The 12,758-nt window shown below is 38.9% G+C and carries 13 protein-coding genes; 7 read left to right on the top strand and 6 right to left on the bottom strand.

The window, feature by feature from the left end; translation table 11 throughout:
- Positions 1 to 470: 470 nt before the first annotated feature.
- Both ACFQIC_RS09175 and ACFQIC_RS09180 read left to right on the top strand, forming a co-directional pair.
- The gene (locus ACFQIC_RS09175) at positions 471 to 1,400 is read left to right on the top strand and encodes an LCP family glycopolymer transferase (RefSeq protein ID WP_204708968.1); all 930 of its coding nucleotides are present in this window, start codon (positions 471 to 473) and stop codon (positions 1,398 to 1,400) included.
- A 229-nt stretch (positions 1,401 to 1,629) separates the two neighbouring features.
- Positions 1,630 to 2,001 (top strand): hypothetical protein, encoded by a 372-nt coding sequence (locus ACFQIC_RS09180; protein WP_204708967.1) that lies wholly within the window; start codon positions 1,630 to 1,632, stop codon positions 1,999 to 2,001.
- A gap of 36 nt (positions 2,002 to 2,037) precedes the next feature.
- On the opposite strand, the gene ACFQIC_RS09185 is transcribed toward ACFQIC_RS09180, so the two are convergent.
- From ACFQIC_RS09185 to pxpB, 4 genes are all read right to left on the bottom strand, one after another.
- A complete protein-coding gene (locus tag ACFQIC_RS09185) occupies positions 2,038 to 3,225 on the bottom strand; it encodes an NRAMP family divalent metal transporter (protein WP_204708966.1) in 1,188 nt (395 codons plus the stop codon).
- 182 nt (positions 3,226 to 3,407) lie between these two features.
- The gene (locus ACFQIC_RS09190) at positions 3,408 to 4,178 is read right to left on the bottom strand and encodes a LamB/YcsF family protein (protein ID WP_204708965.1); all 771 of its coding nucleotides are present in this window, start codon (positions 4,176 to 4,178) and stop codon (positions 3,408 to 3,410) included.
- A 525-nt stretch (positions 4,179 to 4,703) separates the two neighbouring features.
- Positions 4,704 to 5,681 carry a 5-oxoprolinase subunit C family protein gene (locus tag ACFQIC_RS09195; RefSeq protein WP_204708964.1) on the bottom strand — a complete coding sequence of 326 codons (978 nt, stop codon included), beginning with the start codon at positions 5,679 to 5,681 and terminating at the stop codon, positions 4,704 to 4,706.
- Positions 5,665 to 6,381 (bottom strand): 5-oxoprolinase subunit PxpB, encoded by a 717-nt coding sequence (gene pxpB, locus ACFQIC_RS09200; protein ID WP_204708963.1) that lies wholly within the window; start codon positions 6,379 to 6,381, stop codon positions 5,665 to 5,667. The genes ACFQIC_RS09195 and pxpB overlap by 17 nt, the downstream gene beginning before the upstream one ends.
- A gap of 268 nt (positions 6,382 to 6,649) precedes the next feature.
- Here pxpB and ACFQIC_RS09205 point away from each other — a divergent pair, with 268 nt between their 5' ends.
- Positions 6,650 to 7,534 carry an NAD(P)-dependent oxidoreductase gene (locus ACFQIC_RS09205; RefSeq protein ID WP_204708962.1) on the top strand — a complete coding sequence of 295 codons (885 nt, stop codon included), beginning with the start codon at positions 6,650 to 6,652 and terminating at the stop codon, positions 7,532 to 7,534.
- A gap of 1,248 nt (positions 7,535 to 8,782) precedes the next feature.
- Here ACFQIC_RS09205 and ACFQIC_RS09210 read toward each other — a convergent pair.
- Complete coding sequence (locus ACFQIC_RS09210) at positions 8,783 to 9,184, bottom strand: YkvA family protein (RefSeq protein WP_204708961.1); 402 nt, start codon at positions 9,182 to 9,184, stop codon at positions 8,783 to 8,785.
- 91 nt (positions 9,185 to 9,275) lie between these two features.
- Between ACFQIC_RS09210 and ACFQIC_RS09215 the strand changes: the two genes are divergently transcribed.
- Both ACFQIC_RS09215 and ACFQIC_RS09220 read left to right on the top strand, forming a co-directional pair.
- Positions 9,276 to 10,298, top strand: coding sequence for a YecA family protein (locus ACFQIC_RS09215; RefSeq protein ID WP_204708960.1), 1,023 nt, complete (start codon positions 9,276 to 9,278; stop codon positions 10,296 to 10,298).
- A gap of 146 nt (positions 10,299 to 10,444) precedes the next feature.
- On the top strand, positions 10,445 to 11,329 hold the full coding sequence (locus tag ACFQIC_RS09220) for an EamA family transporter (RefSeq protein ID WP_204708959.1): 885 nt from the start codon (positions 10,445 to 10,447) through the stop codon (positions 11,327 to 11,329).
- 36 nt (positions 11,330 to 11,365) lie between these two features.
- Here ACFQIC_RS09220 and ACFQIC_RS09225 read toward each other — a convergent pair whose 3' ends face one another.
- On the bottom strand, positions 11,366 to 11,614 hold the full coding sequence (locus ACFQIC_RS09225; RefSeq protein WP_204708958.1) for a GlsB/YeaQ/YmgE family stress response membrane protein: 249 nt from the start codon (positions 11,612 to 11,614) through the stop codon (positions 11,366 to 11,368).
- 151 nt (positions 11,615 to 11,765) lie between these two features.
- On the opposite strand from ACFQIC_RS09225, the gene ACFQIC_RS09230 reads away from it, so the two are divergent.
- Together ACFQIC_RS09230 and ACFQIC_RS09235 are read left to right on the top strand one after the other, a co-directional pair.
- Positions 11,766 to 12,548 (top strand): sulfite exporter TauE/SafE family protein, encoded by a 783-nt coding sequence (locus ACFQIC_RS09230; protein WP_390217050.1) that lies wholly within the window; start codon positions 11,766 to 11,768, stop codon positions 12,546 to 12,548.
- 27 nt (positions 12,549 to 12,575) lie between these two features.
- The gene (locus ACFQIC_RS09235) at positions 12,576 to 12,743 is read left to right on the top strand and encodes a Spo0E family sporulation regulatory protein-aspartic acid phosphatase (RefSeq protein ID WP_204708956.1); all 168 of its coding nucleotides are present in this window, start codon (positions 12,576 to 12,578) and stop codon (positions 12,741 to 12,743) included.
- Positions 12,744 to 12,758: the final 15 nt, after the last annotated feature.

A 12,758-nucleotide genomic window follows, 5' to 3' on the forward strand; every position in this document is an offset into this window, starting at 1 on the left:
CAGGACGAAGTCCGAGGAGGCTCAGCGCCCGCCCCATGGAAAGCGAGCCGTTTCCCGCAGCCCCTACATTCACACAAACATCTCGAATTCAAGTCTTCAACAATACGGTTTCGTTAGTTTAATTGAAATCGTCCACAATATATATATATTTAATTGTGTGGTACCTGGTACCACACAACGTTAGCTTAAGTGCGTTTCGCATTCTCTATGCTTATTTTACGTAAACATCCTTTTTCCTATATAAATTTCCTATAGAATATTTCACTCTTGTACGGTTCCGTGAATAAACTCGAAATATTTTATCAAACCTTGCTTAAGTGGTATTTTTTTGTGACTTTGTTCAAAACCTAATACATAATAGTAATGTAAGGATTTGAAACATAAATCCTTTACCTATCCTCCTTTCATGATATATTAATTAGATGCAGAATAATTTATAATAGAGGTACTTAGGTCGAAGGGGTGTATGAATGGTAAGCAGATCAGACAAACATAAAGGGAAAAAAAAGAAATGGCTATGGATATCATTAGCGATCGTCTTATTTATAGGCGTGGGAGCATCTGCCTACGTGTATTCCATATATCATAATGTGAAATCAACAGTTGATAACGACATCCATGAATCAGTTACAAGTATTGACCCTGAAGCAACGAAAGAAAAAGTGGATGCTCAAGATCCGATTAACGTCTTATTATTAGGTGTGGATGAGCGTGAAAATGATAAAGGACGTTCTGATACGATGATTGTTATGACTTTAGATCCTGCAAATGAACAGATGCAAATGGTCAGTATTCCTCGAGATACACGAACGAAAATTATAGGGAAAGGTTTTGAGGATAAAATTAATCACGCTTATGCTTTCGGTGGTAGCGATATGTCTGTCGATACAGTTGAGAATTTTCTTGATATTGAACTAGACTATTACCTACGGATGAACATGGAAGGATTAGGACAGCTTGTAGATGCTGTTGGTGGAATCACAGTTACTAATGAATTTGCCTTTGATTATAAAGGAAAATCATTTCCTGAAGGAGAAATAAACTTGAATGGCAAAGAGGCCCTTGCCTGGGTACGTATGAGGTATGACGATCCTGAGGGAGACGCTGGTCGTAACAAACGTCAGCGCCAAGTGATTCAAGGTGTTATTGAACAAGGTGCTAATATTAATGCTGTCAACAAGATCGGTGATATTATGGATGTTCTTGGAGGTAATGTTGCAACAAATATGAAGTTTGAGGACATGCGTAATTTAGCTGCAAACTATCGAGGGGCTCGAAAAGATATTTCTACGTACCAAATGTCGGGGAATGGAACGAGGATTGATAACATTTACTACTTACAAGTTCCTGACTCTGAAGTTGAAAAAACAAATCAATTAATTCAAGACTTTAGTTCATAATATAAACACCTAGGACTCCTTACAGTAGTCCTAGGTGTTTATTGTGTTTTTTCTTAGTAAATTCGGGTATAGCCTAATGATAGAGAAGTGTGATAATGGAAAATTCACTCAATGAATTAGAAGTGTTTGTATTATTTCCGGGGAAATAAATAGAAAGTGTCGTCTAGTGACAAACTAAAAGGGTTACTTATTTTTAATAATTTTAACAAATTAAAAAGGAGAGAGTCCTATGACTACCAAAGTACTACTAGGCTGTCTTTTACTTTTGTTTCTAATGGGGTGTAGTTTAGAAAAACCTGTAGATGAAAAATCTATAGAAGATAATAACAGTGAGGTGTCAAACACTTCCGTTCGTCTTAAAGAAGGAGAGTGGGTATTTAGTGAGGATTTAGATAAAAGGTTAACAGCAGCTTTAGGAAAACAAAAAGATACAGCAGATGAGGAAGAACTGTATGAAGTTTTGGGAAATGATGTGGAATTGAGGAAACAGTATCTGTCTGAACTAAATCAATTATTGGACCATCAGGTAGAGGATGGGGAAATTAGCAAGGAAGAAGCAGTCGCTCAGATAAAAACGATGGAGTTTATATTTGATGAATAGAACCATGATGAGAAAATCATCATGGTTCTGTGAAATTTATTCGAATAATTGAGGTATTCCTTCAATCAGTGTAATGATACCCATGTAGGACATTGCTACGACAATAACGACTCCGAACACTGTCATCCATAGAGGGTGCTTATAATCACCAACAATTTTGGTCTTATGAGCGGCAAGAAGCATAACACCTAGAGCAATAGGAAGGATCAATCCATTAACTGAACCTACGAGTACTAGGATACTTACAGGACGTCCTACAAAAACAAATACAATAGTAGATATAGTAATAAAGCTAATGGTTAAGTATCTGTGGTACTTTTCTAATATAGGACTAAATGAACGAATAAAAGATACAGATGTATAAGCTGCTCCGACGACGGACGTTACTGCGGCTGCCCACATAACAATACCGAAGATCTTATATCCAATATTTCCGGCTGCATGTTGGAAAACAGAAGCAGGTGGGTTGCCTTCATCTAATGGCAAGCCTTGTGAAACAACTCCTAGTACAGCTAGGAATAGGAAAATCCTCATGATTGAAGCAACCCCAATGGCATATACTGAGCTTTTAGTTACTTCTGGGAGTGCTGCCTTCCCCTTTAATCCTGCATCAATTAGTCGGTGTCCACCAGCAAAGGTAATATATCCACCGACAGTACCTCCTACAAGAGTTACAATAGCTAGAAAATCAATTGTATCAGGTACGAATGTTTTGGTAACAGCTTCGCCAATGGGTGGTTGAGCTGTAAACATCACATAGATCGTTAAGGTGATCATGACAAAACCAAGCATTTGTGTGAAACGATCCATCACACGTCCCGCCTCTTTGACCATAAATATTCCAATAGCTAAAATCCCACTAAGAATAGCACCTAGTTCAGCGGAAATTCCAAATAATACGTTAGTACCAAGGCCAGCGCCGGCAATGTTTCCTATATTAAAAGCAAGTCCACCAGCTACAACTAGTGCTGCTAAAAAGTAACCTAAACCGGGGAAAACATCGTTGGCAATGTCTTGAGCTCGTTTTTCGCTGACTGCAATAATTCGCCAAATGTTCATTTGCGCCCCAATATCAATGATGATGGAGATAAGAATAACAAATCCGAAACTTGCTAATAATGTTTCAGTGAAAACGGTTGTTTGTGTTAAAAATCCTGGACCAATGGCTGAAGTTGCCATTAAAAAAGCCGCGCCAAGTAATATGCTGCGATTAGTATTTTTCATTGGAATCTCCAATCTTTGTTGTTATAGTGCGTGTTCAAAAAAGACGCCAAATTAGAAGCAAGCAGGTCGAGGCGGCGAAGTTTCTGAGGACCAGGGTGTAGGTCTTTCCTACATGAGGACCGGAAGAAAGAGTCAACGAATAGATGCGCCGCTTATCATTTGGTGACTTTTTGAACATCCTCTTATAGAATATCTTTAATTTTTTTAACTTGTATACCAGATTCAGCTAATGTGGATGAAATGTTCTTAGCAAAGTCTAAAGCATGGATTCCATCCCCGTGAATGCATATAGTATTTGCCTGGATAGATATATCTTGACCTTGTACAGTATTTACTTGGTTTTCTTTAACCATTCTCACAACTTGTTGAATGGCTTCGTTTGAGTCTGTAATAAGTGCATTAGATTCTAAACGGGAAGTAAGGGACCCGTCATTTTGATACGTTCGATCGGAAAAAACTTCATTTGCAGTTTTCAATCCGATTTTTTCACCAGCTTTAACTAGTTCGCTGCCTGATAGCCCAAATAATATGAGTTCGGGGTCAACGTTATACACTGCTTCTGCGATGGCTTCAGATAAAGCGGCATCTTTAGCGGCCATATTAAAAAGGGCGCCATGGGGCTTAACGTGTTGAAGTTGACCGCCTTCTGCCTTTACAAATGCGCTTAAAGACCCGATTTGATAGACCACCAATTCATAAGCTTCTTTTGGAGAGATATTCATATTTCTACGGCCGAAGCCAACCAAATCTTGTAAACCTGGGTGAACCCCGATCCCGACTCCTTTTTCTATCGCTAACTTTACAGTGGTTCTCATTGTTGCAGGATCGCCTGCGTGAAATCCACAGGCGATGTTAGCGGATGTTACATAGTCTAAGATTTCCTCATCTCGTCCTATAACGTAGGCACCAAAACTTTCTCCCATGTCACAATTAATATCTACAGAGTAACTCATAAAAATACCTCCTTATGTTCAGGTTGTGTTTTAAATTATAATACCGAGCTAGTGTCTGACCATAAAACATTCGCATCATGGTTCCGTTTTTATACACAGAGAAAGGGGTTTAGAGGAACGATTCGCTTTCCGCGGACGAGAACGGTCAAGCCTCCTCGTTACGATGCGGGGACTCGACACGTGCGTTTTTCCGCAGGAGTCTCACCGTTCCACTTCCCCCCTCTACCATATTGAAATGAACGGAATCGTTACAACTTCTAGCGTTTATCATTTATGCGACTCTAGTCACGTTAAAACTATCGATCACACGGTAAAATCGTTGAATCAATAGGCTACCGAAATCTTAGTATGATGAAGAAACCTTATAATGAAGAAGAGTTTTTTCTAATCGTTGTATTTGTTATCCACGGAACCCCGCAGTGAGGGACGAACGAGGAGACTCGCAGGTTTGTCCGCAAAAAGCGAGCTAAGATTCCCATCCAGTCAACAACACCATCCCTAGTCAGGGGACAACAACTCTTTAACTTAGCCATTTTTTAATGAAATTGATCGTTTTAACTGTTGGATAGCATGCTCTTGTTGAATATACGCTTTCTGTGCTTGTGCTAAAGTAATCTCTTTGAATGTCAACTGCTCTCCCGGTTTCATCTGACAAAGAATAGGTAAGTCTATGCTGGCTACTTGTCCAATTTTAGGGTACCCACCGGTGGTTTGTCGATCGGCTAATAAAATAATTGGATTGCCATCAGGCGGGACTTGAATCGATCCGAACGCAACAGCTTCAGAAATAAGCTCTTTAGAATTTTGTAAGGAAAGGGTAGGCCCGTTCATGCGGTACCCCATTCGATCTGATTGAGAAGAAACTTTAAATGCCTCTGAATAGAGGGAATGTTTGCTCTTCTCATCAAACCATTCGTATTGTGGCCCGTTGATTAGTGAAATAACCGGTCGGGAAGAATAGTTAGGAATCATGTGAGCTGCTATCGCCCAGTCAGTTTCAACAAAGTTACTACTACCTGTTTCAAATTGATAGTCAGGCGAAGAACGGAGAGAAATTTCATCATCTGTTTGTAAAGCCCTACCTTCATATCCCCCGATTTTTGCGCGTATGTAAGTCGAATGGCTTTCCATAACTTTAGCAATGTCCATTCCTCCGGCAATAGCAATGTAAGACCGACAACCGCTTTGAGGTCGGCCGAACTTTAACAAAGCCCCCGATTTAACAAAAATGGATTTCCACATGCCCACCTGCTGACCATCAATTGTAGGAGATAGATCGCCACCACATATAGAAATCAACGTATTTTTCTGGAATTTAATAACAGGACCAAGTAAAGTAGTCTCAATTGTGGCTTCATGTTCATCATTTCCTACGAGCAAATTAGCTATACGATGGGCATAAGTATCCATGCTTCCACTAGCAATTACACCATATTTTTGATAGCCTGTTCTACCTAAATCTTGAATCGTAGTTAAAAGTCCATCTTTAACGATTTTCATCATTGTGAGGACCTCCCCAGTTGTTATACTCTTCTTCGCTGATTTGCTTAAACGTAATCTTGTCTCCTGCACGTAGAAGACTAGGAATATCTTCTTCAGGCGTAAACAACTTCTTAGGTGTTCGACCAATTAACTGCCAGCCTCCTGGAGTTTCTATTGGATAAACGCCCGTCTGCATCCCGGCAATTCCAACCGTTCGTTCAGGTATTGCTAAACGAGGAGAGTCTCTCCGAGGTGCAGCAATTTTCTCTGACATTCCTCCTATAAATGGAAAACCGGGAGCGAAACCAATCATATAGACGGAATATTCTCCTGATCGGTGAATGTCGATTACTTCTTCTGGGCTCAAGTTATTATGTTCAGCAACGAAATGAAGGTCTGGCCCAAACTCTCCTCCATAACAGACTGGAATTTCTATCGTCCTCGGTTTTTCTACTTTCCCTGTTGTAACATTGGATAGTAACTGATTCACTTTCTCTTTTACAGCCTCATAAGGTAACAGGTCACAGTCGGCTAATTTAGTAGGAAGGTAGAATACAGTGACTGTTGTAAAGGCAGGGATGTACTCAACCATCCACTCTGGCTTTTGTTGATCTAACAAAGAAGACAGCAAACGAACTTTGGTTTGGGCTTCTTCATTAATTGTATCGCTTATCGTAATCACAATGGCTTGATCTCCCAAGGGGGATAGTGTGTAATCCAACCTCTCACCTCAAATCATATTAAAATATTCAAAAATATATAATAAATTATAGAGCATTGTTCAGGTAGTGACAAATGTATTTTCGTGTATCATATTGTTGAAAAACGGTTTAAGTAGTGAACGGGGTTAATATTCCCTTGTTTTCTGATAATCATTCTTAGTGAAAAATAAGATTTTGGGTAGAAAAGTTAGAGTATTTGTAATATTTATCTTAGGTGATTCTATGTTATATTATGGGAAAGATATATTGAGAGGAGCAGGATAATTTATGGGCATAAATGAGAAACCAACAATAGGATTTGTGGGAACTGGTGTTATGGGGAAAAGTATGGCTCATCGATTATTACATGCAGGTTATCCTTTACATATTTACACACGAACAAAGGAAAAAGCAGAAGAACTTATGACTAGTGGAGCCAATTGGCAGGCAAGTGTAGCAGATGTAGCTAACCATTCTGATGTGGTTATTACCATGGTTGGCTATCCTAGTGATGTTGAGGAGATTTACTTTGGTCAAAGAGGAATCATAGAAAATGCAAGACCTCAGTCGGTAGTGATCGATATGACGACTTCATCACCTGAACTTGCGAGTAAGATTGCAGAGGAAGCGGCCAAAAAAGAAGTCAGTGTTTTAGATGCACCAGTTTCTGGTGGGGACATAGGAGCGAGAAATGGCAAGCTATCGATTATGGTCGGTGGGGAACAAAAGATATTTGAAAAAGTTGCACCTATTTTTGAAGAGTTGGGGAGCCAGTATGTCTGGCAGGGACTTGCAGGTGCCGGTCAATTCACAAAGATGTGCAATCAAATTGCCATCGCATCAACTATGATTGGTGTAACAGAGGCATTGGTTTATGCAGAAAAATCAGGCCTGGACCCAGATACAGTTTTAGAAAGTATTAGTGGTGGGGCAGCAGGCAGTTGGTCTTTAAGTAACCTTACGCCTCGTGTTATTAAGAGAGACTTTTCGCCAGGGTTCTTTGTGAAACATTTCATTAAGGATATGAAAATTGCTCTTGATTCGGCAGAAAAAATGGAACTTGAACTTCCAGGGCTAAGACTTGCTAGACAAATGTATGAACAAATTGCAGAAAGTGGCGAAGAGAATAGTGGTACTCAAGCCTTATATAAATATTACGGATTACAAAACTAATGGGTCTCTTCGATAGAAACAGAGAAACGGGTTCAAGCATCGGTATTCCATATAACTGCCTTCATCTAAAGTAAGAAAAAAGCGACAATCTCTTAATTGAATAATCGCTCCGTTATTTGTAAGATCGGTTTCGTTGCTTTTGATTGAAGAAATGGGGTCTTGGAAATGGCTCGCTTTCCGCGGGGAAGACGGCAAGCCTCCTCGAGCTAAAGCTCTGCGGGGTCTCGCCAGTCTATCCCTTCCCGCAGGAGTCTCACCATTTCCAAGACCCCATTAACATGATTGGAGGAAGAAACTACCATTACAAATCATAAAGCGCTTTCTCCTCTAGATTACAAAATCCGCACAAAGCTCCCCCATCTTGGATGAAAAGATTGGATCCCCAAAGTTCTCGTCATGCACAGTTGCACGCGTCATTTCCCCGTTAAGATAATCGTACCTAATTGATATTGAACACCGGAACCACTTTTTTCAGGGTGAGAAGGATATTCTCCTTTCAAGGTGAACGATGTTGAATCCATAATTAAAATGTGTGAAAAGATTGCATTTAAATCTAAGGGACAGGCCAACCACCCTTGTTGTGTGTAGTTAACTTATGAAAGCATTCCTTCAGAAAAAATACGGCATTTTCATTAAATTTATTATGGATGGCTTGTTTATATATATTTTTTCGGAATGTTTAGAAAGATTATCGCAATGTGATCGAAGTGAACTTCCTCCCACGGTGGAGTCAAATAGGGTTCACAGAAGCAAAAAATATATGGGTCCACACTTTTTGACTCGCTGAATGAAGCATTTCTCTATGGAAAGGTCATTCATATAGGGTTTTGAAAACACTTCTTCCAATGTTTGAATTAAAGGTTGGATATCATTTTTGAAGTCCATGACAAAGCCTCCTTTATTCCTCCAAAATAAAGGAGGCTTTGTCATGATTTATAGGTTTGCTTAAGTTGACGGCTATGGGGTCTCGTCTACGTGCCGACTTCTAAGATTAGTTGATGTTCCGTACCTCTTCTTCATGGCAAGGTGGTCGGGGAAATGACGAGCCTCCTGTGGGATTAGAGGACATGGTGAGACCCCGTAGGACGAAGTCCAAGGAGGCTCACCGTACTCCCACGGAAAGCGAGTTATTTCCCCGACCACCTTCTCCTCATACCAATGACGGAACAGCCACACAATCTCGGAATCAAGTCTTCAACAATGCGGCCCGTTAGCCCAATTTACATATCTATTTTTTCTTCCTCTCACTTATCGTTCTTCACCAATCCACACCTTGTATTCGTTTAAGTCTGATTGGACCTGCTTAATAACTAAATGCAGGATATAGACGTCATCTAGTAAACCTGCAACGGGAATAAAATCAGGAATAGCATCTAAAGGTACTAATAAATATAGAATTCCGCCGATAATGGCGATAATCGATCGAGTGGGAGTGTTACGATAGTTTCCACGCATCCAATCACGAACTAAATCAAACATGAGTTGAAGCTCATGCCACACTTCTTCCAGCAGACTTTTATTATCCTGTGATTTCTCTTTTGCACGTTGGATCATTTCCATTGTTTTATCAGGATTATTAATAAGGCTTTGTGCTTTTTTCTTTGTCTTTTCAAAAATGAACTGACTTTTTTGTTTTTTAGTGCTTTTCATATTGGATTCTCCTAAACAAACAGTGTTTTTTCTCATTTCCTTAAAATCGTTTATACTAAACTATAAGACCATCTTTGAGAGGAGGATTTTTATGGCTAAAGTGGGAAGGAATGACCTTTGTCCTTGTGGTAGTGGCAAAAAATATAAAAAATGCCACGGTCAATCGAATGTACTCGAATTCCCAGTGAAAAGGGTAGAAAAGGAAGTTGATCGATACTTTTTACAATTTCAAGATTTTATGTATGATCACTATCCTGATCTTTTTCCTCATACGAAGCCAACTTCTGAAGAAGAAGAGGTAGAAGAATTCATACGTCTCCTGTATAAAGGAATTTTTGAAATACAAGAGGATGACGCTACGATCTATCAGCAATTCATTGATGAAGAAGAATCTACTATTCTAAGTTCTTCAACCCTTAAGACGTTAAAAAGCTGGAATTTTGCTAAGGCTAGTATATATAAAATGATTGAACAGAATGAGCAACGATTTATTCAGGTTGAAGATTTACTCTTTGGTGGAACGTTTAAAGTGGATCGTGAACGGATTCCTTTAGAGAACGAAGACTTTAAAGTGGCTCATTATCTTACAGGAATCTTGTTAAATTGGGGAGCCTATTACAAATTTGTTCCCATGGCTGTGCCTGTTGAGTCAGAAGCATATGCTAAACATCGAAAAAAACTAGATAATGAATTTAGTAATCAATCACAGTATGATTTATTGAGTGATTATTTTCATGCTACGTTTCTTAACCATCTTCCCTTATGGATTTATGGAATCAAGGAAGAGGAGTACGAAGCGGCAGCACCTGAAAATAAGGTGATCAATATTTTAGAGGCAAAAACAGATGCTCATGTCCTTGAAACAGTACGATATCACAGGCTTAGACAAATGTGGAACATGTATTGTGAACAAGAATCTCCGATCATTCGCAAACCTGCTGTATTTGCAGCAGCCTTAGAGTATGTGTATAAGAAATCTTCTTATTTTGATGGGGTACACCCTGTTTCTCTTAAAGAAGTTGCAGAGAAATATGAAGTGGGTACAAGTAGTATGTCCAAAAGACAAAAAGAATTAAAGAACTTTTTCTTTAATAATGAGGACCGCTTGAGTTAATTATAATAATGGAAAAAAGCCAGCATCGTTATCAAACGCGGTGCTGGCTTTTATTTAGGTATCGACACTGACGCTATATTTTTATGTGAAATATGTTAAGCTATGTTCGGCTGAAGAGTTTAATTGAGGAAGTATGGTGATTGTCTATGAGTCAAAAAAGAGCAATATTGTTTGTGCTAATTGGAGCGGCTAGTTTTGGCTTCACCCCTATATTTGTAAAATTAGGATTTAGACAAGGCTATTCCTTAGGAGAAATAAACATTACGCAAATGAGTGTAGCTTTCATTGTGCTGTGGTTATTAACATTTATCGTGAAAGCTAAAGCTTCCAACCTGAGAAAAAAGTCAATAGCTACCATTATGATTACAGGTACGTTTGTTGGATTAACTGGTATTTTTTATTATGGGGCTATTCAGTATTTGACGGCATCTCTAGCAATTATACTATTGTTTCAGTTTGTTTGGATGGGGATCTTTTTTGAATGGACATTTAATAGAAGAACACCTAGTATACGTACCCTTATGTCAATGGTAATTACGCTTGCCGGGGTTTTCTTAGCATCTAATATTTTAAGTGAAGGCCAACTTGAGCTTCCCTTGATAGGACTAATCTATGGGATGTTATCAGCTTTTACATATGCGGGGTTCATTTTCTTTAGTGGTCAAGTAGCTGTCGAGGTAACTTCGTGGATTCGCAGTTCATTAATGGTTACAGCTTCACTTATTTTAGTGCTGATTATATTTATGAAGGATATCCCCACATTGCCAGTCAATGATGGTAATCTCTGGTTAGTTGGGGGAGGAGTAGCTTTGTTTGGGGCGGTTTTACCTCCGTTGTTTTTTTCATTTGGTTCGCCGCATTTATCCGATGGTTTAGCTAACGTTCTCAGTTCTATCGAATTGCCTGTCGCTCTGATCTCAGCAAACTTAATTTTGGCAGAATCCATTACAATCTTGCAATGGAGTGGAGTAATGCTCATTATTCTAGCTATCATTTTAAATAACGTAGGGTCTGAACGTGAGTCAGTATAAATTGGCCCCAGACTATCGATAGTCTGGGGACTTTCATTATTTCTTTGAACCGCGGGAAATTAAACTGATTATAAAAATGAAGATGATCGCCCCAATCAGAGCAGGGATAATAGCGATCCCAGCCAGACTAGGTCCGAAACTACCAAATAATTCGCCGCCAATCCAGGCACCAACAATCCCAGCGATTATGTTACCGATGATCCCTAAAGGCATATCTCGACCAATGATGCCACCGGCAAGCCAACCTATTAAACCACCAACAATTAAATATAAAATAAGTCCCATAAACAATACCTCCTAACTATAATCATATTTATCCACTTTTTTATAAGTTAAAACATACGAATTTACTATCAATAACGGCATGATTATTTTTTATGACTTGTTATACATGAAAATTCAGGGGATACTAAAGAGTGGAATTTTTTTCTGTGAGTTGGCAGATTTGAAAGTTGGGATTACTATGGACGTCTTGCTATTGTTCTTCATAGGGTTATTTTCTGGAGCATATGGAATAATGGTAGGAGCAGGAGGGGGATTTATTTTCGTTCCCGCCTTGTTGCTCTTGTTTCAAATGTCACCGGCAATGGCTGCAGGTACAGGGTTACTTGTCGTATTAATAAATTCTGTATCTGGTTTATATGGCTATGTTAGGCAACATAGAATTGAATACAATATAGGAATTTGGCTTTCACTAGGGGCCATTCCGGGTTCTGTAATAGGTGTTTGGTTAGCAACAATCATACCAGTGAATTATTTTCATGGCATTTTTGCTATAGTACTCATAGGTTTAGGTCTTTTTTTGTTTATTAAAAAAGCTCCTGTGAAAACAAGTGACTCGTTAGATGGTGAAGAAGGAAAAACCTCTATCCCCATGTTTCCGATGATTGGATTTGGAATTGTCATGGGAGTCGTGTCTACTTTTTTTGGTATAGGCGGTGGGTGGTTAATCGTACCTGTATTGATTTATCTATTTAAAATGTCACCACATAAAGCTACGGCAACATCGATCTTTTCGTTAAGTTTGTATTCTGCAGTCGGAGTGGGAATTCATCTTTACTATGACCATATTGTGTGGTCTACTGCTTTAATAGGAGGCGCGGGGGCATTCTTAGGAGCGCAAATTGGTGTATATGCTTCAAATAGAGTTTCGGGGAAACTTCTTATTCAGCTACTCTCCATTTTACTCATAATAATAGGAGTTAGAATGTTTTTCTGATGAGCCCTATCTTTAGGAGGTCTATGTGTGAATAAAATTCAAATACTCGAAGATAAAATCGAACAAGTGAGATTTAAAATGTACAATTATTATACAAAGAACCCTTCTGATTTTCGTGTATTGGAAGTTTCTAGAGAATTGGATGAACTATTAAATCAACTAAATAAGGAAATGAATGTATTAGGCAATCACTAAGCGTTAGCGAACTTA

The organism is Halobacillus seohaensis, from assembly GCF_042663045.1.
Lineage (GTDB): Bacteria > Bacillota > Bacilli > Bacillales > Halobacillaceae > Halobacillus_A > Halobacillus_A seohaensis.